A 24,528-nucleotide genomic window follows, 5' to 3' on the forward strand; every position below is an offset into this window, starting at 1 on the left:
ATGGATAAACCATGGACAACAAACGCTATTTACTTTGGAACAACAAAGGCGGAGTGGGCAAAACATTTTTAAGCTACAACCTAGCGATAGAATATGCCATTTTGCACCCCGAAGAAGATGTCGTAGTGGTAGATGCCTGCCCCCAAACCAACGTTTCCGAAATGATTTTGGGCGGAAATGGGGCAGGCGCAGAAAAAGTCAATGAATTGGCAGACAAAGGTCTAACCATCGCAGGCTACATCAAAGAACGTTTCAATCGCAGCCCACAAGCCAAATTGGGCAGCGAACCCCATTATTTCATTCACGCCAAGCGATTCAATCACAAAATGCCCGAAAATGTGCATTTATTGTGTGGCGATATGGATTTGGACATTTGTTCACAATTGATTAACCACATGGGCATCAGCCCAGTTCGCAAAGCATGGGAAAACAGCCGAACACTTTTGAAAGATTTGATTGAATCCTTTGAAAATGCACGAAAATTGGAGTCAAACAGACCACAAACTTTCTTCATAGATTGCAACCCCAGCTTTGCCAACTACACCGAAAATGCCATTTTAGCCGCCAATCGCGTCATCATTCCCTGCACGGCAGATGCCGCCTCCATTCGCGGTATCAAAAATCTGTTCAGTTTAATGTTCAATGTTTCCATAGAAAACAAACCATTAAGCGATGAATTTATTGATTTTTATGAAAATGTGGAAAAATCCACTTTAAGTTTGCCCAAAGTGCATTTATTTATCCAAAACCGCTCGCGTTCATTGGATAAAAGCGCAACCAAAGCATTTCAATATCATGCCGATGAAATTGCCCGTTTGGTCAAGCAAATTTTGCACAGCCACCCCAAACTGTTTACCCAATTGCTTGAAAACAATTTGAGCGAAAACCAGCGTGTCGCACACATTAAAGATGGCAACACACTCGCTGCCATCATCAACCACGAAGGTAGCCCATTAAGTCATTTAAAGCACGATAAATATGAAATTTACGGTCAGCCCACACAAGCCAATGCCGACCAAATTCAAGCATTAACCAAAGACATTCAACACGTTTTAACCTTAATTTAATTTTCAGGCAGCCTGAAAAACCATTTTTACTGGAAAAACAAAACCATGGGACAAAAAATCCAATCCGTAAAAGGCATGAACGACCTTCTGCCCACCGAACAAAAAGATTTCAAACTCACATCGGCTTATTGGCAAGCCTTTGAAAACAAAATTCAAAAATGGACACGCCGATTTGATTACAAGCAAATCCGCACCCCCATTGTGGAACAAACCAGCCTGTTTGTGCGCTCCATTGGCGAAGAAACCGATGTGGTTGGCAAAGAAATGTACACCTTTGCCGACAGCAACGACACATTGAGCCTTACCCTGCGCCCCGAAGGCACGGCAAGCTGCCTGCGCGCGGTGGTGGAACACAATCTGCTGCACGAAGCCCCACGCAAATTGTGGTACATGGGTGCCATGTTTCGCCGCGAACGCCCACAAAAAGGGCGTTACCGCCAATTTCATCAAGTGGGCGTGGAAGCACTCGGTTTTGCCGACCCCGATATTGACGCAGAAATGGTGGCGATGTGTGCCGACTTGTGGCGCGAATTGGACATTTTGCAACATTTAACTTTGGAAATCAATAGCTTGGGCAACCGCGAAGAACGTGCCGCCCACCGTGCCGCTTTGGTCGCTTATCTGACTGAATTTGAAGACAAATTGGACGAAGACAGCAAACGCCGTCTCCACACCAACCCATTGCGCGTTTTGGACACAAAAAACTCCGATTTGCAAGAAATTTGCAACAATGCGCCGCGTTTGATTGATTATTTGGGCGAAGATTCCAAAAAACATTATCAAACATTCAAAGATTTGCTGACGGGTTTGGAGATTCAATTTGTGGAAAATCCACGTTTGGTGCGCGGTTTGGACTACTACAACCACACCGTTTTTGAGTGGACAACCGACAAATTGGGCGCACAAGCCACAGTATGCGGTGGCGGTCGCTACGATGGTTTGATTGAAGAATTGGGCGGCAAACCCACGCCCTCCATTGGTTTTGCGATGGGCATTGAGCGTTTGTTGCTGTTGGTACGCGAACACGGCAGCCTGAATGTGGCAGACGCGCCCGATGTGTTCATCATGCAGCAAGGCGATGGCTCAACTTTGCAAGCGATGAAATACGCCCAAATTTTGCGCGAAAACGGTTTTGACGTGGCGCAATTTTCAGGCAGCACCAAATTGAAAAATCAATTCAAACGTGCCGACCAATCGGGCGCACAATTTGCCTTGATTATTGCCGAAAGTGAATTGGCAAATCAAGAAGTTACCCTTAAAGACTTGCGTGGCGAGCGTGGGCAAATCACGATTCCCGCTCATGAATTAATTTCAAAATTGAATGAATGGAAAGCATAATGTCAGCACATCACGAAGAATTACAAGAAATTGAAAACGTTAAATATTATTGGAACAAAGGCGGTAAATGGGTGGTGGTCGCTTTGGTGGCTGCTGCTTTGGGCTATTTGGTCAATGTGATTTATCAAGGTCAGGTGGAAAGCAAAAACAAGGAAGCCGCCACGCTTGCCGCCCAAATCAAGGGCGACACCGCCAAATTGCAGGCTTTGCAACAATCGCACAGCGCATCATCTGCCACCGCACAAGCCACTTTGGAAACCGCCAAATCGTTGTTTGACAATGGTAAATTGGACGAAGCCGCCACCGCCTACCGTTGGGTTTTGGACAACCACAAAGCCCCGCTTTTTCAGGCAGCCGCCACGCAAAATTTAGCCAATGTGTTGTTGCAACAAAAGAAATTTGATGAAGCCTTGGCTTTGCTCAATAATCCGATTGACGCGCATTTTGCCCCTGCCATCAATGAAATCAAGGGCGATGTGTATGCCGCACAAGGCAAAGCCGCCGAAGCCAAACAAGCCTATCAAGCTGCTTTGGACACGCTGCCTGAAAATGCTTTGGGACGCGAATTTTTGGAAATGAAAATCGGTGCTTTGTAATGTGTTCAGGCTGCCTGCGCCACCCCAGCCAGCAGCCTGATTTTTTCAAAAACCCAACCCAAGGCATGATGATGAAACCTTCTCAATTTATCGCCGCACAATTTGCGCCTTTGGATTGCCGCGAACGCCAATCGCTTGCCATAGAACAATTCAATCAAGCCATGCAAAATGACGACACCGCCACCGCGATAGACCTTTCCGAATTCGTGGTTGGCGATGAGCAGTTGAATGCCACATTTTCATTGGGATTTCAATGGCATTGCTTAACGTGGTTGGCGCGGCATTATCATCAACAATACAGCCAAACCCCCGACAACAGCCCCGAAGAAGACCTGTATTTGGAAAAGCTGTTTGACGTGTTGTGGAAATTCAAATGGGTGATTGCGCGTTTGCCCTACGACATCAACATGACTTTGGCAGAAATCCAACAAGCCAATGAATTGATGACATCTTTTTATGAACATTTTGATTTTGGCGCATCGGCACTTGCCAAAACGCTCATGCACCAAAATTTGCACATGGGCGATGTTCAGGCAGCCAAACGGCATTTTGAGGCATGGCAAGCAAGCTCAAACGACATTGGCAGCGATTGCCCCGCTTGCGAACAAGACAGCTTGGTGGCATACCACCATTTTATTGGCGATTATGCGCGTGTGGTGGAATTGGCGCAGCCGATTTTATCGGGCGAAATGCGTTGTGGCGAAGTGCCACACATTACCTATCAATGGGTGATTGACAGCCTGATTCGCCTGAATCAAACCGAAAAAGCACGCGAAATTTTACTTCAAGCCATTGATTTGATTACCGATGAAATAGATGTACATTTGCCCTTGCTCGCGCCCCTGATTGCCCTGTGCAGCCGCGTTGATGAAAAACACACCGCCCAAGCCCTGCTGGACGAATACAACGATGAATTGCTCGATTTATCCCACAATAACCGTTTGTATTATTGGTATTATTTGCTTGCGGTTGCCCCATTTAATGATGAAGGCTTGCGCGAAGCCGAACAAGTTGCCAAACAATTTGATGAACGCAATGGCAACAGTTTTTATCAAGACCAACTGGCTTTAAAATTTGGCACCACATGGCTGCATTAAACGCCAGCACCCTTTCACGCAAGGCAGCCTGAAATGCCCCCTACTGTTTAGCCAAGCAAAAATTTGTTAGAATACAGTCGGTTTTTGTTTTGCAAAAACACTTTGCACCCAACAAGGGGCAAAATCCACTTAAATCTTTTCTTTTCAAAGGAATAACCATTATGGCTATTGAACGCACCATTTCCATCGTTAAACCCGATGCCGTAGGCAAAAACGTCATTGGTAAAATCTACGACCGCTTTGAAAGCAACGGCTTGAAAATCGTTGCCGCCAAAATGAAACATTTGAGCCGCCGCGAAGCCGAAGGCTTTTACGCCGTACACAAAGAACGCCCTTTCTTTGGCGAATTGGTGGATTTCATGATTAGCGGTCCTGTGATGATTCAGGTTTTGGAAGGCGAAAATGCCGTTGCCAAAAACCGCGAAATCATGGGCGCAACCAACCCCGCCAATGCCGATGAAGGCACAATCCGCAAAGACTTTGCCGACAGCGTAGGCGAAAATGCGGTACACGGTTCAGACAGCGCAGAAAATGCCGCGATTGAAATCGCCTATTTCTTTGCCGAAACCGAAATTTGCCCACGCACACGCTAATTGAAACCGTTCAGGCTGCCTGAACAGCGTATTTGGGCAGCCTTTCTACATCAATAAAATTCAGGAGAAAACAATGAAAATCCAACACAAAATGACTTGGTGGCTGGGTGCATTAAGCGCATTGGCTTTAACCGCTTGCCAGCCTGAAAGCCAAAATGCCCAATCCCAAGCCAGCGAATCGGCACAAAAAGTGTATCGCGTTACCAGCGAATTGACCAAATTTCCTGTGGTCATGCACGATGGGCAAGGTGGCGTGAGCGGCTTTGAAGCCGAATTGTTGCAAGAAATCGCCAAAAAACAAGGCTTTCAAATTGAATACAATATTGATAACTGGGCAGGTTTGTTGAAAAAAATCACTTCGGGCGAAACCGATATTCTGCTCGGCTCGGTAACGATTACCGATGAACGCCGTCAAAGCATGGATTTTACCGAATCGGTGTTGCCCTACCAAACGGGTTTGATGGTTCAGCCTGCCTTTTTGGATGCGCAAAAATTCAGCGATTTGCGCGGTAAGCGCGTGAATTTACGCAAAAATACGGTGTATGAAAAACTCGTCCCCCTATTCAGCACCGACAATGGCAAAAACATGGTTTACCCCGACAATGTGTGGGGGCAAGTAAAAAGCCTGCTTGATGGCGAATCCGATGCCATGGTGGGCGCAAGCATTACTTTAGAATACTATAAAAATCAACACCCTGAAAAGAAATTTCACATCATTTATGAACCCGATGCCAAAATTTCGCATTATGGTTGGGCAGTCAAAAAAGGCAACACCGAATTGTTGGCAAAATTGAACCAAGGTTTAGCCCAAGCCAAAAGCGATGGCACTTACGATGCTTTATACAACAAATATTGGCCCAATTCGGCACGTCCGCAATAAAGGGGCAAATTGGCTTTCAGGCAGCCTGAAAACATGACGCTGCCTGAAAAAACATTTTAAAACAACGAAAAACACACATCATGACCAAACACAATCTGCTCAACTACGACCTCGCCCAATTAACCGACCATTTCGCGCAAATGGGCGAAAAACCCTTTCGCGCCAAGCAAGTCATGCGCTGGATACACCAAAGTGGAGCAGAAAATTTTGAACAAATGACCGATTTGGCAAAATCACTTCGCGCCAAATTGGAGCAACAAGCCGTTGTTGGCATTCCCGATTTGATGGCGGCGCAAGAATCCAAAGACGGCACACGCAAATGGCTGTTGGACGTTGGCACGGGCAATGGCGTGGAAACCGTGTTCATTCCCGAAACCGAACGTGGCACTTTGTGCATTTCATCACAAGTGGGCTGCGCTTTGGAATGCACCTTTTGCAGCACGGGGCGACAAGGTTTCAATCGCAATTTATCGGCGGCAGAAATCATTGGGCAACTGTGGTGGGCGAACAAGGCTTTGGGCGTTACCCCCAAAAATGAGCGCGTGATTTCCAATGTGGTGATGATGGGCATGGGCGAACCGCTTGCCAATTACGACAATGTCGTTACCGCCCTTTCCATTATGCTGGATGACCACGGTTACGGCTTGTCGCGCCGCCGCGTTACCGTGTCCACATCGGGCATGGTGCCGCAAATGGACAGATTGAAAGAAGACATGCCCGTGGCATTGGCGGTATCGTTGCACGCCAGCAATGATAAAGTGCGCGATGAGATTATTCCGCTCAACAAAAAATATCCGCTCAAAGAATTGATGGCAGCCTGCAACCGCTATTTGGCAAAAGCCCCACGCGATTTCGTGACATTTGAATATGTGATGTTGGACGGCGTGAATGACAAACCCGAACACGCGCGTGAATTGATTGATTTGGTCAAAGACACGCCATGCAAATTCAATTTGATTCCGTTCAACCCCTTTCCCAATTCGGGTTATGAACGCTCAACCAATAAAAACATCAATATTTTCAAAGATATTTTAATGGAAGCAGACATTGTTACCACCGTACGCAAAACGCGCGGCGATGACATTGACGCAGCCTGCGGACAATTAGCAGGGCAAGTTCAGGACAAAACCAAGCGTCAAGCCAAATGGCAACAAATTTATTTGGAGAAACAATGATGATGAAAACGGTTTTTGCCAAAATGATGGTGCTGACGGTGTTGGGCAGCGCATTAGCCGCTTGTTCCAGCGCCGATGGCGGCAAAAGAAGACAAGCGCGTGTGCAATTCAGCCAGCCTGAAACCGTACAGCTCAAAGAAGCCTCGCGCCAAGAACGCCAAGAAAATGCCGTCAAAATCAAAACCGAATTGGCGATTGAATACATGCGCAGCCGCGATTACCGTTCTGCCACCGCCACCATTGAAGAAGCCTTGAAAATTGACCCCAAATATGCTGTGGCTTGGTTGGTACGCGCCCAAATTTACCAATTTTTGAAAGTGTATGACAAAACCAAAGAAAGTTTCCAACGCGCCTTTGCCCTAACCCCCAATAGCGCGGAACTGAACAACAACTATGGCTGGTTTTTGTGCGATGCCTTAAAGCAGCCCAATCAAGCCCTGCCCTATTTTGACAAGGCTTTGGCAGACCCCACCTACCCCACGCCCGAAACCGCCAATTTGAACAAAGGCATTTGCAGCAGCCGCATGAAACAGCACAATTTGGCAGACGCTTATTTCTTACGCGCTTTGGCGATGAGTCCCGATTTTTTACCAGCCATCAAGGAACGCGCGCGCAACAAACTGGATATGGGCGACATTGCCGAAGCCGACCGCTTGTTCCGCCAATATCAAAGCCAAATCAACCCTTTGCTGCCTGATGATTTGCTTTTGGGCTGGCGCATTGCCAAGGCACAAGACGAAAGCCAAGCCGCTTACGAATATGAAGCGCAACTGCGTGCCAATTTCCCCTATTCAGATGAATTGCAATCCATTACCACAGGAAGCAGCCAATAATGATGAAACAAAAAAAATCTGCCGATAAAAAAACGCAACAAACTGGCGAATCTGCCCTTGAATTGACCATGGCTTTGGGTCGTGAATTGCGCTTGTTGCGCGAACAGAAAGGTTTGAGCATAAAAGAAGTGGCGGCGCGTTTGAAATTGCCTGCACGTCAAATTGAAACTTTGGAACAGGGGCAATATGCTGGGCTGCCTGAACCCGTGTTTGTGCGTGGTTTTTTGCGCAGCTATGGGCGTTTTTTGGACATGAATGAGCTGCGTTTGAATGAATATTTGGCAAACATTTCGCCCATCACACAAGCGTATCAGCAAAACAAACGCAAAGGCGGTGTGAATTACAGCAACACGCGCGTGAAAAAAGCGTTTCCCAAATGGATTTTTGGGGTGCTGGCTGTGGCGGTGCTGGCGGCTGGTGTGTACGCATGGCAAATGAAATCGGCTGACGAAACCGCCAAGCAAGAAAGCCAAATCAGCCAAAATGTGGCAAGCCCCAGTGAAGAAAATGTCAATGGCAACAACGTTTTGGTTAAACCGATGACGGCAAGCGACACGGCAACCGAAACCGTTACCGCCACAGCCACCACCCCTTCATCTGCCCACGCTGCCACCCAAGCGGGCAATGCGGCAAGCAATGTGCCTGCTGTGATGGGCGTGGCTGGCGAATTGGTGGTCACACCCAAATACCGCACCATGCTTACCGTTACCGATATTGGCGGCAAAGTTTTGATGAACACCATTGTGCCTGCCAACAGCGAACACCGTTTTAAAGAAGGTGCGCCTTTTGATGTGCGTATTGGCTATGCGGTTGGTGCGGTGGCATCGTTCAACGGTCAAGCGATTGACCTTGATGCCAAACGCAAAGGCGGCAAGTCGGTTTCGTTTACCGCAGGTGAAGCTGCACCTGCACAATGATTTTGCCCCTTTATTGACCCGCATTTGCGCCCCGATTTTTTCAGGCTGCCTGAAACCCCATTTTTGAGAACACAACATCATGCCCCAAATCACACGCCGCGCCACCCACCAAGTGCAAATTGACCATTTAACAGTCGGTTCGCAAGCCCCTGTGGTGGTTCAATCCATGACCAACACCGACACCGCAGACGCAGTAGGCACCGCCCAACAAGTCAAAGAATTGTCTGACGCTGGCTCGGAAATGGTGCGCATTACGGTTAATTCGCCCGAAGCCGCGTCCAAAGTGGCAGAAATCCGCAGCCGTTTGAACGACATGGGCTGCAACACGCCTTTGGTGGGCGATTTCCATTTCAATGGCGAACGCCTGTTGGCGGAATTTCCCGATTGTGCCAAAGCCTTGTCCAAATACCGCATCAACCCGGGTAATGTGGGCAAAGGCGCAAAAGGCGATGAGAAATTCGCCTACATGATACGCACCGCCGCCGAACACGATAAAGCCGTTCGCATTGGCGTGAACTGGGGCAGTTTAGACCAAAGCCTTGCCAAAAAAATGATGGACGCGAATTTGGCATCTGCCCAACCACAATCGCCCGAAGCGGTGATGAAAGAAGCCTTGATTGTTTCCGCTTTGGAATCGGCACAAAAGGCGGTGGATTTGGGGCTGCCTGAAAACAAAATCATTTTGTCGTGCAAAGTATCCAATGTGCAAGATTTGATTCAGGTTTACCGCGATTTGGGTTCGCGTTGCGCCTATCCTTTGCATTTGGGTTTGACCGAGGCGGGCATGGGCAGCAAGGGGATAGTCGCGTCCACCGCCGCTTTGTCGGTTTTGTTGCAAGAGGGCATTGGCGACACAATCCGCATTTCGCTCACGCCCGAACCCAATTCTTCACGCACGCAAGAAGTGATTGTGGCACAAGAAATTTTGCAAACCATGGGTTTGCGTTCGTTCACGCCCATGGTTACGGCTTGCCCTGGTTGTGGGCGCACCACGAGTACGGTTTTTCAAGAATTGGCGCGTGATATTCAGCATTATTTGCGTGAACAAATGTCGGTGTGGCGTTGGCAATACCCTGGGGTGGAAAGTTTGAATGTGGCGGTGATGGGCTGTGTGGTCAATGGTCCGGGCGAAAGCAAATTGGCGGACATCGGCATTTCACTCCCAGGTACGGGCGAAACGCCTGTTGCGCCTGTGTATGTGGACGGCGAGCGCAAAGTTACCCTAAAAGGCGACAATATGGCGCAGGAATTTTTGGCGATTGTGCAAGAATATGTTGAAACCAATTATGGCGAAGGCGGCAAAAAACGCGCCACCAACAAAATCATTCCGATTCAATCTGTATAAATTTTGATTTTCAGGCTGCCTGAAACAAGGAGAACCTTATGGAAGACAACAAAGAAGACTTACGCGCTTTATTATTGGAATTGTATTTGAAAAACAACCCCAAATTGGCGCACCAAATTTTCATTTACAGTTTCAATGGCATTGTGGACATCAGCAGCAATCCATTTCAATATGTGAGTGGCGATTTGCCCCCCAATGTGAAAAAAACGCTGATTTTGCAAAATGTGCCGAGTGGCGAAATGATGCAAGCCTTTTTGGTGCCGATTGTGCAAAATGGCAAAACCATGTTCCAAATTCACAATGTGGTGCTGTATGGCAACAAAAGCGGCACGATTATTGAAATCAGTTTGGACGCAGACAAAATCAACAAAACGGAAAAATACCGCCAATTCTACAATTTGGCAAAAGGCATTTTGCAACAGTTTATTTGATTGATTCTGTTTTTCAGGCAGCCTGAAATGGGTTTTCAGGCTGCTCATTGCATTTTGGGAAACCGTGTTCATGCAAACCGTTTTATTTCATCACACGCCCATGGCGTATCGCAACAGCAGCAAACAAAAGCCGCCTCAACACGCGCTGGCGGTACAGGAAACTTCGGCAGAGCGCATCATCAAAGCGGCACACCAGCATACGGCAACGGTGTGGCAAGGCGATTTTCACAATGCCAAACAGGTTTTGGCGGCAATCAAAAAGCGCGTTCGCCGCAAAATGAAAGCCGAATCTGACCCTGCCACAGCGTTTCACAAACACCGCATGGCGCAGGCGCAACAAAGCCAAATCATCAATATGCTGCTGGTGGAAATTGCAGGCGATTACACCGTGAATGCACAACGTGCGCCCGATGTTCAGGCAGCCTTAAACGATGTTTTTGGTGCGAGCAATGGCGAAAGTTTCTTGTTGCCACTCAATCAGTTGCTGGGTTTCATTGGCGCACACGAGTGGCACAAAAAAGGCGTGGACATTGCCGAGTTGGGCGACAAAATTCATGTGCCATTTGGGGTGTTTTCGCCAATTCGTGGCGAATATTTGGCATTGGTGGCGCAAACGCGGCTGCCTGAAAATTGCCAATCGGCACAAGACATTGGCACAGGCAGTGGCGTGTTGGCGGCAATTTTGGCAAAACGCGGCGTGGGCAAAATCATCGCCACCGACAACAACCCACGCGCCATAGCTTGCGCCCAGCAAAATGTACAACGTTTGGGTTTGAGCCAACACATTCAGTTGCGTGAATGCGATTTATTTGCCGATGAATGTGTGGATTTGATTGTGTGCAATCCACCTTGGCTGCCCGCGCAAGCCACATCTGCCATTGAAACCGCACTCTACGACCCCAAACACGCCATGCTCAAAGCCGTGTTGCAACGCGCCCACGCGCATTTACAACCCCATGGCGAGTTGTGGCTCATCATGTCTGATTTGGCGGAACATTTGGGCTTGCGCCAAAAAGATGAATTGGCACACATATTGGCACAAAATCATTGGCACATCGCCCACATCGCCCAAACCCAAGCCAGCCACCCCAAAGCCCACGACCCCAACGACCCATTGGCATTTGCCCGCAGTCAAGAACGCACTTTTTTATATTGTTTACAATCACAAAAATGACCCAATCGCATTGGCAAACCGATTTCAGGCTGCCTGAAAACCCCACAAGTCCCCCCAAAGGCACATTGGCAAGCGGCGCATCGCCCGATGCCCAATTCATTTTTGATGCCATATACGCCCACAGCGAGCGCGTTTACGTTCTGACCACCATGCAAGTGAACGATGAATGGGGTTTTATTGAACACGAAAAGCGGCAATATTTCGCCACCCTGCCCGATTTACAGGCAGCCATCGCCGATTTTATGAATGCCCCCACCACCCATTTTGAAACGGAAAACTGAATCATGGCAAAAACCGATTACCCCATTACCCAAGCCGTGCGTTTTTTGCGTGAACAACACATTGATTTCACACCCCATTTATACGATTATGTGGAACGCGGTGGCACGGCACATTCCGCGCAATGCTTGGGTGTGGAAGAACATTGCGTCATCAAAACCATTGTTTTACAAAATGAAAAAAAGCAAGGCTTGATTGTGCTGATGCATGGCGACAAGCAAATTTCCACACGCAATTTGGCGCGACAGCTCAATATGAAACACATCGACCCCGCCGACCCCAACCAAGCCAACAAATGGACAGGCTATTTGGTGGGCGGCACCAGCCCATTTGGTAGCAAAACCGCCCTGCCCGTGTTTGTGGAACGCAGCATTTGGGATTTGCCCCTGATTTACATCAACGGTGGCAAACGCGGCTTTTTGGTGTCGCTTTCCCCCAACGCGCTGCACAGTTTGCAAGCCCAAAGCGTTGATGTGGCAACGGAATGATGTTTTTGCCTTCGGCAACAGAGTGCAAATGCCAACATCTCTACCCAAACAGGTCGGATATGAAATCTGCCCCTGCAAACCAAGCTTTGTAAAACACTTAGGTCGGCTCTGAGAGCCCTACCTACACGGCTGTATTAAAAATATCCGCAGTTTTACAAAGGTTTCAGGCTGCCTGAAAGCCATTACCCAATAAAAAATGATAATGATTTTCACAAAATGGTATAATTGGGATTTTTACGCTTTGCAAACCAAACATCATGAAATTAAATCAAATTACGCTATCTTTACTGTTTGCTGCCATGCTGCCGTACACTTGTGCAGACGATGTGGCACAAAATTTGGACGAAGTCCACGTTCGCACCAAACGCGTGGTCAATGAAAAAGGCTACAAAGCCGAACGCACCGACATCACTGGTGTGAATACTTCCATTTTGGATACACCATACAGCATTGATGTGGTTACCCAAAAGCAATTGCAAGACAAGCAGCCTGAAAACTTGGAAGAAGCCGTAAAAGGGGTGAGCGGTTTAAATTCAGGCAACAATTTGGCTGGCACGATTGATACCATCGTAAGACGCGGCTACGGCACCAACCGCGATGGCTCAATCATGCGAAACGGCATGGGCAGCGCGTTGGCACGCAACTTAACCGCCACCACCGAACGCGTGGAAGTGCTGAAAGGTTCAGCGTCCGTGTTGTACGGTTTGCAAGACGCGGGGGGCATTGTCAATGTCGTGACCAAAAAACCCAATCACCAAACCCGTCAAAGCAGCCTGAACATCAGCTACGGCAGTTACGCCCATCGCCAAATCGGTTTGGATACCACTGCCCCCATTGGCAACACAGGCTTGGCATACCGCTTTATTGCTGATTATAAAAAGAAAAATTCATGGCGCAGTTTTGGTCAAAACACGGAATACATCATCGCCCCATCTTTATCTTGGCAAAACGACACCAGCAAAATTTTAGCCAGCTACGAATACCAAAATTATTTGGGCGATTTTGACCGTGGCACATTCTTAAACACCAATTCAGGCAGCCTGAATTATTTGAAAGCAATGAACACGCCACTCAAAGCACGTTTGGACGACCCCATTAACCAAACAGATGGCTATTCCCACACCTTGCAATTAACAGGCAAACACAAAATCTCGCCCAACTGGACAGCCAAAACCGAATACGGTTTCAGCAAAAACCATTACAGCGATTGGCAAGCGCGTGTTGTGCGCCACAATGCCGCAGACGAAAAAGCAGGTGTGATTCGTCAGCGCGTAGACAGCACCGACCCGTCCAATTTGCGCATTCACAGTTTCAATACATCTCTGAACGGCTTGCTTGACCAAAATGAAAACATCACACACAAATTCCGCGCGTCCGTGCAATTACAAGATTACAAATTGGCTTTGGGCGATTTGAAACGCAGCAACCCATTTAGCGTATCATTGGCAAATTTGGTAAACGGTTCGGCTTATGGTTCTGATGAGATTAAGAAAAATCAGGCAGCCAGCACCGCCAATGCCGCCAGCAGCGACATGACAGAACAATACAAAACCGCGTCTTTATTATTGCAAAATTCAGCCTATTTGGGCGACAAGTGGATAGTGGCTGGTGGCGTACGCGCCCAATACCACAAAATCCATTCTGGGCAAGGTCGTGGCACGGCATGGTTCCGCAACAACGACAGTGGTTTCAATATTTTGCCACAATTTGGGGCAGTGTATTTCATCAAGCCCAATGTTTCACTGTATGGCAACTGGGGCATGTCCGCAAAACCCAATCCGTCTCGCTCTTGGAATTACAATGGCGCAAAAATTGAATTGGAAAAAACCCAACAATTTGAAATTGGCAGCAAATACAATGGCGAAAACATCAGCGCAAACATCGCCTTATTCCAAATCAACAAAAAAGACACCGCCAAACGCTACACCGACCCCATAAGCAATGAACAAGTGATTCGCATTGCAGGCAAAGACCGTTCACGCGGTGTGGAAATTGATGTGAATGGCAAAATCACGCCCAAATTGGAAATTTCCGCCAACTACACACTTACAGACACGAAAGTGAAACAAAATCTTGCCGACCCCACCGAAGTGGGCAAAGCCTTTGACAGCGTTCCCAAACACATGGGGGGCGTGCTGTTGAATTACGATTTTGGGCATGCGGCTGGTGGTAATTGGCGTGCAGGTGCTGGCATAGACTATCGCGGCTCATGGGGTTTCAATTACAATGGCAACTGGGTCAAAATGCCGTCTGCCACCACTTACAACGCTTTCGTTTCCTACGACACCAAAGTAAAAGGCAAAGATTTGAACCTGCGTTTAACAGGCAAAAATTTGGGCAACAAGCGTTATTTCACCACCCACACCACCGCCACAATGGAACATTTGCAAATTGCCAATCCGCGTGAAATTGGCGTGAGCGCAAAATTGAATTTCTAATCTGAAAATGCGGTTTCAGGCAGCCTGAAAACGTGTAGGGTGGACACTGTCCACCCTATAAACGTGTACTTTATCCCAATCTAAAAAAATCATGCAAAAATGGCAAATTGAACTCTACGCCACGCCCTTGTGGTTATTGCAAACTTTTGGCGGTTTGCTGTTGATTTTGGGCGTGTTGCTGGCATTATTGCGCCAAACCCGATTCGGGCGACAATTTCATCAAGTTTTATCACCCTGTTTGGATAAGAAAAGTGCGTTTAAATTGATGATTTTGCTGTCTTTATGCATGGTATTGTTGCTCACAGAAGTACGGCTGAACGTGTTAAGCACTTTCATGACCGCAGGTTTACTCAATGCACTACAAGATTTGAATGCCACCGTATTTTGGGCATTTGTTGCCATGAACGCAGGCGTGGTTTTGTTGCGGACATTCAATGGTGTGCTGAATGATTTTCTTGACCAAACTGTGGCGATTAAATGGTCGGAGCGACTCAATGCCGTGTTGGTTTCGCGCTGGCTGAATCACAAAAATTACTATCGCCTACAAATGCAACAGCACACACCCGACAACATTGACCAACGCATTCAACAAGATGTGCAAGATTTCATCGTCAGCACCATAGAATTTGTGCGTGGCATGCTCAATTCCGTGATTTCGTCTATGGAATTTGCGATTGTATTGTGGGGATTGGCTGGTGTGCTGCAACTGGGCGGCATACACATTCCCAAAGGTTTGGTTTATTTTGTGTTTGTTTTTGTGATTGTGGCAACTTTATTGGCAATGTGGATAGGCAAACCATTGATTAAACACAATTATGAAAATGAAAAACTGAACGGCAACTACCGCTATTCACTCATACGCGTGCGCGACCACGCCGAAAGCATTGCCTTTTACGCTGGCGAAAAACACGAGCAGCAGCAACTTTCAGCCAGCTTTGCCGCGATTATCCGCAACCGTTGGCGCATTGCCAAACAAAGCGTATTTTTGAGTGGATTCAATGACATGTTCAGTCAAAGCGTGCAATTGCTGCCCGTGATTTTGCAAGCCCCACGCGTGTTTGCCAAAGAAATTAAAGTGGGCGATGTGCAACAAACGGTGCAAGTGTTTGCGCGATTACAAAGGTCATTGTCGTTTTTTCGCTTATTTTATGAAGAATTCACGGCATATCGTGCACGTTTGGCGCGTTTGAGCGGATTTTTGAGCAGTATGGATACGCCAAACAAGCACACCACACAACGCGAAACGGTTTCAGGCAGCCTGAAATTGACCAACGTGGCATTGCTGCATCCAAATGGCAAAAAACTATTGGAAAACATCAATTTATCCATTCAATCGGGCGACAGTGTGTTGATACAAGGCGCATCGGGTTGTGGCAAAACATCTTTATTGCGATTTTTGGCAGATTTGTGGACATTTGGCGGTTCAGGCAGCGTGTTTGCGCCACATCACAGCGAAACCCTGTTTGTGCCGCAACGCAGCTATGTGCCACAAGGCACATTGCGTGAAGCGATTTGCTACCCCAGTCTCAATCCACAAGATGATGAATTGATTGCGGTTTTACAAGATTGTCGTTTGTCATATTTGCAAACCGAGTTGGCAAATGAACAAGATTGGCAACACCGATTGTCTTTGGGCGAATTACAACGCATTGCTTTTGCAAGGATTTTGTTGGCAAAACCCAAATTGATTTTGCTTGATGAAGCCACTGCTGCATTGGACGAAAACACAGAAGCCCATTTGTATCGCCTTATCCGCGATAGGCTGCCTGAAAGCATGATTGTGAGCGTGGGACACCGCAATACGCTGGCACAATTTCATCAACATATTTTGCCCATTGACAAATAAAATCAGGCTGAAACTTTTAAAAAACTGCGGAAATTTTTAGCAGCCGTATCCGTAAACAAACCATTAGGGGCTAATGACAATTCGTTTCGCGATTGTTTTTTCATCAAAATCGCCAACTTCTGCGTCAAAAATACGCGCCAATGGGTGGCATTGACTCGCATTTTTTCCTTGAATTTGACAATTTTGCCTGAAAAACCAACTTCGCGCCCAAATTGTCATTAGCCCCTAAGATTATGAACACAGTTTCTTAATGCCGTTATTTCCATTCAGGTGGGAATGGCAACAATTTTTCTGTTCAAGCAGCCTGAAACGCGAGCCGATAACTTTCCGCCTTTTTCGCCAAAGCCAAAGGATAAGCGCGTGAGGTGGACGGCATACGCCACAGCGTCAAATCACGCCCATTGTGCGAAAACGCGAGTGGCGTGCCGATTTTCAGCGTTTCAGGCAGCCTGAAATGGGCAAGCAAGGTTTGCGTTGCCAATTCGCCTGTCGTGATGATGGTTTGACAATGTGGGATTTGCGCCAATAATTTCGTTAAATCAACCGCTTCAACAATCTGCAAAAACTTATCTGCAGCATTGTCCTGCAAACGCTGCACCTGATAAGCCGTGTCGTAAATGGCAATGCCTTTTTCGTTTAAAAAATCGCGGATTTTTTGTTCGTGAAAGGTTTTGTTTGCCAAATCAACAAAGTAATCCTTATCGCCAAAAAACACCAAACCGAAAACGCGCCACATATCGTTGTTGAAATTGGGGTAGTAAAAATCCATTTTCCAACGGTGTTGGGGTGGCGGAAAACTGCCCAACATCAAGATTTTGGCGTTTTCGGGCAAAAATGGGGGGAGTGGGTGGGTTTCAATGTTCATTTAAACATCTCTGCGGGCAACCCATTGTGTATGTTCACGACTAAAAGCATTTTCTGCATCGCCTACAAAAATAGAAAAATCTGCATCATTATCAAAGTTATCTGATTGTTCATCTATTAAACTAATTTCATAGGCAGTCAATGCATAAGAAGCAGAAAGTTCCGTAAATCGTTTTGCTTGTATCCAACTTAATAAACCACCAGCGATAGCAATCATTACATCAGTAGGCAAAATAAAATCGTTAAATTTAATTTTTAATAAAGACAAAAGTAAACCAAAAGCATTTGCCAAAATTAGTAACCAAAAAAATAAATTAGCACGATTTTTATTAAAATTAGCTTTTTTCTTATACCAAGACAACTGGTTTTTAATCCTACTTTCTCTATAAAAATCTATCCTTTCACTTAAGGAAGACTTTCTTATTTCGTCCATTTTTTCTGTAAATTGTTTCTCACCTACGTATTCAGTCAATTTCTGACAAATATCCTTATTTTGTTCATAAATTTGCTTTAATTTATTTCTAAATTCAGCTTTTGCTAATTTATCATCTATTTGAAAAGGCTCTGCTTTGCAAATATATCTCCAAGTTAAAGTTTTTATTGATTCCGCAACAGCTCTTCCTGCATACCAATAACGGTCTGGTCGTTGCGTAAATAAATAAATAAATAAATAGAACAAGCTAATGCACATAACAATGCAATGCATTGAGCTATTGTTGTCCACCAATAACTCGAGCTAAATATGGATAAAATTGCACCAATAACTAAAACACATAGATGAATTATTAAAGCTCTGAAAAAATGCTTTTGTGATTTTAAAGAAAGTGCATCTGCATCACGATACAGAGCAGGGAAATCTTGTTCTTCCATATTAATTTCCTATTTTGCATAAGTTCTAATTGCATTAACAATGGATTCAGTATTCCAATGGACATCTATAATAGAATTACTATAAACGAATTGAGAGATTCTTTCTTGACCACGCGGAATAATTCCTACAATAGGCACACCTAAAGATTTAGCCGTTTCAATCTCCCATTGCATCCAATCACTATGACTTGCATATATCCCTGCTAATGCTAACAAAATATTTGAATTATTAATTCGTACTCTTAATACTTTTTTAATGTATGCTTCATTTTGAGAGTCGATAGGTTGAGATTTAGGTACTTCTAAAGTATCGTGATAAAAATATCCTCTGTTAGCTAATAAATTTTTTAATGCAATCAAATCATCTGAATGTGCCCAAGAATGACTAATAAAAATATTATAATTTTTTACCATGATTAAATTTCCTTTAATGAAAATCAAGAGATTACAAATAATTAAAAATTAATTTTTTAATATTTTTAGGCTGCCTGAAATCCTTTCAGACGGCATTTTCAGGCAGCCTGTACTTTCTATCGTTTCAACTTCGCAAACGCATCTGCCATTGCTGAATTTTGTGGTTGTTTTTCACGCGGATTATTTTGGCGCGATGACTTTTCAGGCTGCCTGAAATCGCGTTTTTCCCCTGATTTTTCAATAGTTTTATCATCGTCCAACCGCATACTCAACGCAATGCGCTTGCGTGCCGCGTCCACTTCCAGCACCTTCACTTTCACCACATCGCCCGCCTTGACCACTTCGCGTGGGTCGGACACAAACCGATTGGACAAAGCCGAAATGTGCACCAAACCGTCTTGATGCACGCCAATATCCACAAACGCGCCAAAATTCGCCACGTTGGACACCACGCCTTCCAAAATCATGCCCACCTCTAAATCACTGATTTCATTCACACCTTCTGCAAAGCTGGCGATTTTGAACTCGCCGCGTGGGTCGCGGTTGGGTTTTTCCAATTCCGCCAAAATGTCCATAATGGTCGGCAAGCCAAATCGTTCATCAATAAAATCAACGGCTTTAATTTGCGAAATCAGCTCGCGTTTGCCAATCAATTCTTGGGCGGTAATGCCTTGTTTTGCCAACATTTTGGCAACAACAGGATAGGCTTCGGGGTGAACCGCGCTCGCGTCCAAAGGCTCGGTGCCGCCCAAAACGCGCAAGAAACCTGCCGCTTGCTCAAAGGTTTTTTCGCCCAAACGCGGCACTTTCAACAAAGTTTTGCGATTGGGAAACGCGCCATGTTCATCACGATAGGCGACAATATTTTTTGCAAGCGTTTGATTTAAACCAGAAATTCTTGCCAACAAAGGCGCGGAAGCCGTGTTCACGTCCACGCCCACCGCGTTCACGCAATCTTCCACCACCGCGTCCAGCGATTTTGCCAATGCGCTTTGGTTCACATCGTGCTGATATTGCCCCACGCCGATGGATTTGGGGTCAATTTTGACCAGCTCGGCAAGCGGGTCTTGCAAACGCCGCGCAATGGACACCGCGCCACGCAAACTCACGTCCAAATCGGGGAACTCCGCCGCCGCCAGCTCGGACGCGGAATAAATGGACGCGCCCGCCTCCGACACCACAATTTTATGTAAGCCCATGTTCGGCAACAGTTTTAACAATTCGCCTGCCACTTTATCGGTTTCGCGGCTGGCGGTGCCGTTGCCGATGGCGATGAGTTTCACACTGTGTTTTTTAATCAGGGCAGACAAGGTTTGCAACATATTGTTTTCTTGATGTAAATACACAATCACGGTATCCAGCAATTTGCCCGTGTCGCTGACCACCGCGCATTTCACGCCATTGCGGTAACCAGGGTCTAAACCCAAAGTCGGCAAACGACCAGCAGGCGCGGCAAGTAATAAGTCTTTGAGATTTTTGGCGAAAACGGTAATCGCGTCCGTGTCTGCCAATTCTTTGAGCTTGGAAAAGGCTTCCAATTCCAGCGACAGGAAAATTTTGGCGCGCCAAGTCAGGCGCACGGTGTCGCGCAACCATTTGTCGGCTGGGCGATTTTTGTCTTGCAAACCAAAGTGTTGTGCGATGATTTTTTCGTATTCGGATTGCTCGGTAATGGGCGTTTCGTCTGGCTGATATTTTAAGGCTGCCTGCAAAACGCCCTCGTTGCGACCGCGCAAAATCGCCAGCGCACGATGGCTGGGCATACGCGCGATGGCTTCGCGGTGGTCAAAATAATCTTTGAATTTTTCGCCTGTTTCTTGTTGTCCATCAATCACTTGGGCGTGGATTTCGGCTTCGTGCCACAATTTTTCGCGCAAACGCCCAATCAGTTCCGCGTCTTCGGCAAATTGTTCCATGAGAATGGCGCGCGCACCGTCCAATGCGCTTTTAATATCAGGAACTTGCTCGTTTAAAAATGATTGGGCGAAGGTTTCTGGGTCGGTTTCAGGCTGCCTGAAAAGCGTGTCTGCCAAATCCTGCAAACCGTTTTCGCGCGCGATTTGGGCTTTGGTGCGGCGTTTGGGTTTGTAGGGTAAATACAGGTCTTCCAGCGCGGTTTTGTTGTCGCAATCTTCAATTTGCTGGGCGAGTTCGGGCGTGAGTTTGCCTTGTTCTTCAATGCTTTTGAGCACGGTGGCTTTGCGTTCCAGCAGTTCGCGCAGATATTGCAGGCGGTCGGCAAGGGTGCGGAGCTGGGTGTCGTCCAAACCGCCCGTCATTTCTTTGCGGTAACGCGCGATAAAGGGGACGGTCGCGCCTTCGTCCAGCAGGGTAATCGCGGCTTGGATTTGGGTTTCTTGTGCGCCAAGTTCGGTGGCGATGATTTGGGAGATGTTCATGTTTTTTTCTCGTAAAAATTAAAAAATAAATGGGGTTTCAGGCTGCCTGAAAATAGAATAATCGTTAAATTTCCTGATTTAATGCTTTACTCGCACGTTTTCTAAACGCATTTAATACTTTTCTGACTGCTGCTTCGTTGTATAAATCTGATAAATCAAGAGCTTCGCCATAGATGTTATATTCAATTTTTCCTGTATTATCTTTAAATTTGCCGACTTTTTTAAATTCAGGATATTCAGACTGCCACCAAACATCAGCAAACCAATTATTCTTTCTTTTATACTTAACACACTGATAAACATAGATATGCAATTCACTATGAATATCTTCTTGATTGTCTGGAATGAGAATGTGGAATACTAAATCTCCTTGCATCAGATTATTTTGCCATTCTTCATTTTCAGGAATATTTTTAGTTCTATGCCATAACAAATGAAAATCCAACATGGGCAAAAAATTTTTACCTGCATTTAAATCGGTATAAATTTTATGAATTGAGCGTGAATCATAATTATGAGGTCTATAGTGATAATAATGCTCCGCACCTAATTCATTTTTCATAAAATCAAGCAGTTCAATAATTCTTTGTTGATAGTCCGCCAATAAACGATATGCTTTACGCACATCTTGCAAGACCAAATTCATTTCTTCTTTTTGCATTTTATCTTCCTAAAAATGATGGAAAATGTTGATGAATTAAACCGACTGGTTGTAACGCTGTCCAAGAATTTTTGTGTTTAAAAATTGTCGGTAATTGTGTATGGGCAATAGATTGTGGCGTTAATTCCTCCAACCAACGATAAGGCTGGTAGCGAATACCATGCCAATCATAGGCTTGACGAATATCGCTCAACATTCGTTGCAAATATTGCCCGTTATGTATTTGTATGGCTTTTTCCAATGCTAAATAAATTTGCTGCCAACTGACGCTATATAACTGATATTCCAGTTGTAAATCTGTTTTTTCTAAAATTACATTGATACCGTCTTGTAATATTTGGCGCGTTTTTGCGGTGTAATCATTTAAACCGCCTACGGTCAGCATGATAGGATTGATAATATCATTTTCGTATGCAGCGATAATTTGGTTAGCAAGCTGAGCCCTATATTGTTGTTGCAAAAAATCATAACGTTTGGCTTCTACGATAATGGTTTGCCCATTATTCATTTTTAAAACAACATCAGGCTCAACTCTGCTTTCGTGATTGAGTGTCCATGTTGTCCAAAACTCTATTTCTGCCAATTCTTTAATATTATCGTCTTGACAGATTAAATTTTTGATAAATTGAATGAATATTTCATCAGGTAAGTAAGCAATGCGTTCAAAAACGCTGGCAGTCAGTACATCTTCTGCACCTTGTGTTTCGCCGATTTTTAGGCGTACACCTGCAAAGCCTGTTCCTGTTTTTTTGCCGTGTAAAATTGCGGATAGCATAGAAAATCCTTTTATTTATTTCATATTTTCAGGCAGCCTGAAAATTACCGCATAAATTCAGGGTCAGGCTGCCTGAATATTTTGAATCCGCGAAGTCCTGAAAAAATGGGGGCGCATCGCGATTTCCATTTATCCGATGCGCCCATTTTCCTTTTAAATCAAACGCAAACGTTGCAATTCGCTTTGCAAATCATCAACCGTCCAATCGTTGCTTGCTGCCAAACGCAACAGCGCACTTGCCGTTTCCACATTGCATTTGCCACCGTTGATTGCGCCTGATGCGCGTAAACGGCTGCCTTGCGCGTAAATCGCGGCTGCCTCGCCCTCTGGTACTTGGCTGATGTTCAAAATGTGGCGTTTGCCATTTTGGGTGAATTGGTGGATTGCGCCCATCAATTCAATGTCGGCTGGTGCATTGCCGTGTCCGTAAGTCATTAAAATGGCAGCGTTTAATGGAAAAGTTTGTAAAGTATGCGCTGCGGCTTTTACGCCAATACCAGGGGTAAGGAAAAATGTGCCTACGCGCTGGTCGGGGTCAAAACGGCGTGGCAAATGGTTGAACGCGGGGGCGGCTTTTTCAGGCTGCCAAGTGCCAAAATGATGATTGGCAAAACCCGCGTCCACCATGGTGCTGCATTTGGTCGTGCCAATGGCTGGAAACAAATCGCCATTGAACGACAACAAAACTTCTTTCACATCATCGCGTTGCAAGGCATTCACGGCGGTTGCCAAATTTAAGGGCGCATCGCTATTGGGTGTGCCAAATGGTTTTTGTGCGCCTGTTAAAATCACGGGTTTGCCTTGCGTGTTCAGCGTCAAAGCCAGCACATTGGCGGTGTAGGCGAGCGTGTCGGTGCCGTGCAACACCAGCACGCCATCGTATTTGGGCAATTCGGTTTGCAAAATGTCCAGCCACTCTGCCCAATGTTGGGGCGACACGGCAGAGCTGTCAATCAAAGGCTGACAAACGTGCCAAGTGAAATTCAGGCTGCCTGAAAACGGCGCGAGGGCGGTGTCCACAATCGCGGTATCGGGTTGCAAACCTTCGGGGCTTTCGGTCATGCCAATGCTGCCGCCTGTGTAGAGTACGAATATGTTTTTCATGATGTATTCCTTTTTAATAATAAGCATTTACTTTGTTAAAATAGCCAACGCTTCCTGATATTTTTCAACCGTTTTTGCCAACACATCATCTGGCACTTGGGGTGCAGGTGGCTGTTTGTTCCAACCGCTTTGTTCCAGCCAATCGCGCACAAATTGCTTGTCAAAAGATGGGGGATTTTTGCCCACTTCATAAGTTGCCACCGCCCAAAAACGGCTGGAATCGGGGGTCAAAACTTCGTCCATCAAGGTTAAAACGCCATTTTCGTCTAGCCCAAATTCAAATTTGGTGTCGGCAATGATGATGCCGCGAGTGAGCGCGTATTCAGCCGCTTCGGTGTAGAGTTGAATGGCTTTGGCGCGGACTTGTTCTGCCAAATCTTTGCCGATGATTTCAACGCATTGTTCAAATGTGATGTTTTCATCGTGGTCGCCCACTTCGGCTTTGGTTGAGGGCGTGAAAATGGCTTGGGGCAATTTTTCCGCTTCGCGCAGATTTTCAGGCAGCCTGATACCGCAAACCGCGCCCGTTTTTTGGTATTCTTTCCAGCCACTTCCGCTCAAATAGCCGCGCACCACCGCCTCTACTTTCACAGGCGTCAGGCGTTTGGTAACCACCGCGCGTTTTTCAATGGACGCGGCTTGGTTTTCAGGCAGCACGTCAAACACGGTTTGCCCCGTAAAATGATTGGGCATGATGTGCGACAATTTATTAAACCAAAAATTGGAAATTTGCGTCAAAATTTCGCCTTTGCCCACAATGGGTTGGTCTAAAATCACATCAAACGCAGAAAGGCGGTCGCTGGCGACAATCAGCATGGTTTTTGCGTCAATTTCGTACAAATCGCGCACTTTGCCCGAATAAATTTTGTTTAAAGAAATGTCCATCAAATCCCCCCAAATGTGAAAAATCAACAAAATTGGCGCAGATTTTAACGCAAAAATCG

26 protein-coding genes are annotated in these 24,528 nt (G+C 46.1%); 16 read left to right on the forward strand and 10 right to left on the reverse strand.

The genetic code is table 11. The annotated features are described in order from the left end of the window. Positions 1–11: 11 nt before the first annotated feature. The 16 genes from H3L97_RS08945 to H3L97_RS09020 all read left to right on the forward strand — a co-directional run bounded on the left by H3L97_RS08945 (position 12) and on the right by H3L97_RS09020 (position 16,497). A complete protein-coding gene (locus H3L97_RS08945; RefSeq protein WP_097113215.1) occupies positions 12–1,067 on the forward strand; it encodes a ParA family protein in 1,056 nt (351 codons plus the stop codon). A gap of 45 nt (positions 1,068–1,112) precedes the next feature. After that, the gene (gene hisS / locus H3L97_RS08950; protein ID WP_097113216.1) at positions 1,113–2,405 is read left to right on the forward strand and encodes a histidine--tRNA ligase; all 1,293 of its coding nucleotides are present in this window, start codon (positions 1,113–1,115) and stop codon (positions 2,403–2,405) included. Next, positions 2,405–3,001 (forward strand): YfgM family protein, encoded by a 597-nt coding sequence (locus H3L97_RS08955; RefSeq protein ID WP_097113217.1) that lies wholly within the window; start codon positions 2,405–2,407, stop codon positions 2,999–3,001. The genes hisS and H3L97_RS08955 overlap by 1 nt, the downstream gene beginning before the upstream one ends. Before the next feature lie 71 nt (positions 3,002–3,072). Beyond that, positions 3,073–4,098, forward strand: coding sequence for a hypothetical protein (locus tag H3L97_RS08960; RefSeq protein WP_143269079.1), 1,026 nt, complete (start codon positions 3,073–3,075; stop codon positions 4,096–4,098). Positions 4,099–4,259: 161 nt separating this feature from the next. Beyond that, positions 4,260–4,691, forward strand: coding sequence for a nucleoside-diphosphate kinase (gene ndk, locus H3L97_RS08965; RefSeq protein ID WP_097113219.1), 432 nt, complete (start codon positions 4,260–4,262; stop codon positions 4,689–4,691). A 73-nt stretch (positions 4,692–4,764) separates the two neighbouring features. Continuing rightward, positions 4,765–5,571, forward strand: coding sequence for a substrate-binding periplasmic protein (locus H3L97_RS08970; protein WP_097113220.1), 807 nt, complete (start codon positions 4,765–4,767; stop codon positions 5,569–5,571). 80 nt (positions 5,572–5,651) lie between these two features. Continuing rightward, entirely contained in the window at positions 5,652–6,746 is a 1,095-nt protein-coding gene (rlmN, locus tag H3L97_RS08975) for a dual-specificity RNA methyltransferase RlmN (protein WP_097113221.1), read from the forward strand. Next, positions 6,743–7,579 carry a type IV pilus biogenesis/stability protein PilW gene (pilW, locus tag H3L97_RS08980; RefSeq protein ID WP_224446363.1) on the forward strand — a complete coding sequence of 279 codons (837 nt, stop codon included), beginning with the start codon at positions 6,743–6,745 and terminating at the stop codon, positions 7,577–7,579. Before rlmN ends, pilW begins: the two co-directional genes overlap by 4 nt. Beyond that, positions 7,579–8,496: a helix-turn-helix domain-containing protein gene (locus H3L97_RS08985; protein WP_224446362.1), complete on the forward strand. Its 918-nt coding sequence runs from the start codon at positions 7,579–7,581 to the stop codon at positions 8,494–8,496. Before pilW ends, H3L97_RS08985 begins: the two co-directional genes overlap by 1 nt. A gap of 79 nt (positions 8,497–8,575) precedes the next feature. Further along, positions 8,576–9,841 (forward strand): flavodoxin-dependent (E)-4-hydroxy-3-methylbut-2-enyl-diphosphate synthase, encoded by a 1,266-nt coding sequence (ispG, locus tag H3L97_RS08990; protein ID WP_097113222.1) that lies wholly within the window; start codon positions 8,576–8,578, stop codon positions 9,839–9,841. A gap of 38 nt (positions 9,842–9,879) precedes the next feature. After that, complete coding sequence (locus tag H3L97_RS08995; protein WP_179655752.1) at positions 9,880–10,272, forward strand: hypothetical protein; 393 nt, start codon at positions 9,880–9,882, stop codon at positions 10,270–10,272. A 70-nt stretch (positions 10,273–10,342) separates the two neighbouring features. Beyond that, positions 10,343–11,446, forward strand: a complete 1,104-nt coding sequence (locus H3L97_RS09000; protein ID WP_224446361.1) for a methyltransferase — start codon at positions 10,343–10,345, stop codon at positions 11,444–11,446. Then, a complete protein-coding gene (locus H3L97_RS09005) occupies positions 11,443–11,727 on the forward strand; it encodes a hypothetical protein (RefSeq protein ID WP_097113223.1) in 285 nt (94 codons plus the stop codon). Before H3L97_RS09000 ends, H3L97_RS09005 begins: the two co-directional genes overlap by 4 nt. Before the next feature lie 3 nt (positions 11,728–11,730). Next, the gene (gene ybaK / locus H3L97_RS09010; RefSeq protein WP_097113224.1) at positions 11,731–12,213 is read left to right on the forward strand and encodes a Cys-tRNA(Pro) deacylase; all 483 of its coding nucleotides are present in this window, start codon (positions 11,731–11,733) and stop codon (positions 12,211–12,213) included. A 257-nt stretch (positions 12,214–12,470) separates the two neighbouring features. Further along, a complete protein-coding gene (locus H3L97_RS09015; protein ID WP_097113225.1) occupies positions 12,471–14,651 on the forward strand; it encodes a TonB-dependent siderophore receptor in 2,181 nt (726 codons plus the stop codon). A 91-nt stretch (positions 14,652–14,742) separates the two neighbouring features. Further along, positions 14,743–16,497 (forward strand): ABC transporter ATP-binding protein/permease, encoded by a 1,755-nt coding sequence (locus H3L97_RS09020; protein WP_097113226.1) that lies wholly within the window; start codon positions 14,743–14,745, stop codon positions 16,495–16,497. Between the two features lie 2 nt (positions 16,498–16,499). Here the strand turns inward: H3L97_RS09020 and H3L97_RS09025 are convergent, their stop codons facing one another. From H3L97_RS09025 to H3L97_RS09065, 10 genes are all read right to left on the reverse strand, one after another. Beyond that, the gene (locus H3L97_RS09025; protein ID WP_179655753.1) at positions 16,500–16,658 is read right to left on the reverse strand and encodes a hypothetical protein; all 159 of its coding nucleotides are present in this window, start codon (positions 16,656–16,658) and stop codon (positions 16,500–16,502) included. A 134-nt stretch (positions 16,659–16,792) separates the two neighbouring features. Beyond that, a complete protein-coding gene (locus tag H3L97_RS09030; RefSeq protein ID WP_097113227.1) occupies positions 16,793–17,362 on the reverse strand; it encodes a uracil-DNA glycosylase family protein in 570 nt (189 codons plus the stop codon). Beyond that, entirely contained in the window at positions 17,363–18,040 is a 678-nt protein-coding gene (locus H3L97_RS09035; RefSeq protein WP_244958348.1) for a DUF4231 domain-containing protein, read from the reverse strand. Then, positions 17,959–18,231: an SLATT domain-containing protein gene (locus tag H3L97_RS11955; protein ID WP_244958349.1), complete on the reverse strand. Its 273-nt coding sequence runs from the start codon at positions 18,229–18,231 to the stop codon at positions 17,959–17,961. Before H3L97_RS11955 ends, H3L97_RS09035 begins: the two co-directional genes overlap by 82 nt. Before the next feature lie 9 nt (positions 18,232–18,240). Next, a complete protein-coding gene (locus H3L97_RS09040) occupies positions 18,241–18,645 on the reverse strand; it encodes a TIR domain-containing protein (RefSeq protein ID WP_097113228.1) in 405 nt (134 codons plus the stop codon). Between the two features lie 116 nt (positions 18,646–18,761). After that, positions 18,762–21,044 carry a Tex family protein gene (locus tag H3L97_RS09045; protein WP_097113229.1) on the reverse strand — a complete coding sequence of 761 codons (2,283 nt, stop codon included), beginning with the start codon at positions 21,042–21,044 and terminating at the stop codon, positions 18,762–18,764. A gap of 64 nt (positions 21,045–21,108) precedes the next feature. Further along, positions 21,109–21,705: a hypothetical protein gene (locus H3L97_RS09050; protein WP_097113230.1), complete on the reverse strand. Its 597-nt coding sequence runs from the start codon at positions 21,703–21,705 to the stop codon at positions 21,109–21,111. 1 nt (position 21,706) lies between these two features. Beyond that, positions 21,707–22,480 carry a hypothetical protein gene (locus tag H3L97_RS09055; RefSeq protein WP_097113231.1) on the reverse strand — a complete coding sequence of 258 codons (774 nt, stop codon included), beginning with the start codon at positions 22,478–22,480 and terminating at the stop codon, positions 21,707–21,709. Between the two features lie 153 nt (positions 22,481–22,633). After that, positions 22,634–23,584 (reverse strand): asparaginase domain-containing protein, encoded by a 951-nt coding sequence (locus tag H3L97_RS09060; RefSeq protein ID WP_097113293.1) that lies wholly within the window; start codon positions 23,582–23,584, stop codon positions 22,634–22,636. 27 nt (positions 23,585–23,611) lie between these two features. Next, a complete protein-coding gene (locus tag H3L97_RS09065; protein ID WP_371271208.1) occupies positions 23,612–24,469 on the reverse strand; it encodes a phosphoribosylaminoimidazolesuccinocarboxamide synthase in 858 nt (285 codons plus the stop codon). Between the last annotated feature and the right edge of the window lie 59 nt (positions 24,470–24,528).

This window comes from Alysiella filiformis, assembly GCF_014054525.1.
GTDB classification, from domain to species: domain Bacteria; phylum Pseudomonadota; class Gammaproteobacteria; order Burkholderiales; family Neisseriaceae; genus Simonsiella; species Simonsiella filiformis.

Coding starts and splice junctions, on each gene's coding strand:
- H3L97_RS09015 (WP_097113225.1), top strand. CDS start 12,471: ATGAAATTAAATCAAATTACGCTATCTTTACTGTTTGCTGCCATGCTG.
- H3L97_RS08955 (WP_097113217.1), top strand. CDS start 2,405: ATGTCAGCACATCACGAAGAATTACAAGAAATTGAAAACGTTAAATAT.
- ybaK (WP_097113224.1), top strand. CDS start 11,731: ATGGCAAAAACCGATTACCCCATTACCCAAGCCGTGCGTTTTTTGCGT.
- H3L97_RS08970 (WP_097113220.1), top strand. CDS start 4,765: ATGAAAATCCAACACAAAATGACTTGGTGGCTGGGTGCATTAAGCGCA.
- H3L97_RS11955 (WP_244958349.1), bottom strand. CDS start 18,231: ATGGAAGAACAAGATTTCCCTGCTCTGTATCGTGATGCAGATGCACTT.
- H3L97_RS09045 (WP_097113229.1), bottom strand. CDS start 21,044: ATGAACATCTCCCAAATCATCGCCACCGAACTTGGCGCACAAGAAACC.
- H3L97_RS09050 (WP_097113230.1), bottom strand. CDS start 21,705: ATGCAAAAAGAAGAAATGAATTTGGTCTTGCAAGATGTGCGTAAAGCA.
- H3L97_RS09065 (WP_371271208.1), bottom strand. CDS start 24,469: ATGGACATTTCTTTAAACAAAATTTATTCGGGCAAAGTGCGCGATTTG.
- H3L97_RS09005 (WP_097113223.1), top strand. CDS start 11,443: ATGACCCAATCGCATTGGCAAACCGATTTCAGGCTGCCTGAAAACCCC.
- H3L97_RS09060 (WP_097113293.1), bottom strand. CDS start 23,584: ATGAAAAACATATTCGTACTCTACACAGGCGGCAGCATTGGCATGACC.
- H3L97_RS08985 (WP_224446362.1), top strand. CDS start 7,579: ATGATGAAACAAAAAAAATCTGCCGATAAAAAAACGCAACAAACTGGC.
- rlmN (WP_097113221.1), top strand. CDS start 5,652: ATGACCAAACACAATCTGCTCAACTACGACCTCGCCCAATTAACCGAC.
- H3L97_RS08995 (WP_179655752.1), top strand. CDS start 9,880: ATGGAAGACAACAAAGAAGACTTACGCGCTTTATTATTGGAATTGTAT.
- H3L97_RS09040 (WP_097113228.1), bottom strand. CDS start 18,645: ATGGTAAAAAATTATAATATTTTTATTAGTCATTCTTGGGCACATTCA.
- H3L97_RS09000 (WP_224446361.1), top strand. CDS start 10,343: ATGCAAACCGTTTTATTTCATCACACGCCCATGGCGTATCGCAACAGC.
- ispG (WP_097113222.1), top strand. CDS start 8,576: ATGCCCCAAATCACACGCCGCGCCACCCACCAAGTGCAAATTGACCAT.
- hisS (WP_097113216.1), top strand. CDS start 1,113: ATGGGACAAAAAATCCAATCCGTAAAAGGCATGAACGACCTTCTGCCC.
- H3L97_RS09020 (WP_097113226.1), top strand. CDS start 14,743: ATGCAAAAATGGCAAATTGAACTCTACGCCACGCCCTTGTGGTTATTG.
- H3L97_RS08960 (WP_143269079.1), top strand. CDS start 3,073: ATGAAACCTTCTCAATTTATCGCCGCACAATTTGCGCCTTTGGATTGC.
- H3L97_RS09025 (WP_179655753.1), bottom strand. CDS start 16,658: ATGCGAGTCAATGCCACCCATTGGCGCGTATTTTTGACGCAGAAGTTG.
- ndk (WP_097113219.1), top strand. CDS start 4,260: ATGGCTATTGAACGCACCATTTCCATCGTTAAACCCGATGCCGTAGGC.
- H3L97_RS09055 (WP_097113231.1), bottom strand. CDS start 22,480: ATGCTATCCGCAATTTTACACGGCAAAAAAACAGGAACAGGCTTTGCA.
- pilW (WP_224446363.1), top strand. CDS start 6,743: ATGATGATGAAAACGGTTTTTGCCAAAATGATGGTGCTGACGGTGTTG.
- H3L97_RS08945 (WP_097113215.1), top strand. CDS start 12: ATGGACAACAAACGCTATTTACTTTGGAACAACAAAGGCGGAGTGGGC.
- H3L97_RS09030 (WP_097113227.1), bottom strand. CDS start 17,362: ATGAACATTGAAACCCACCCACTCCCCCCATTTTTGCCCGAAAACGCC.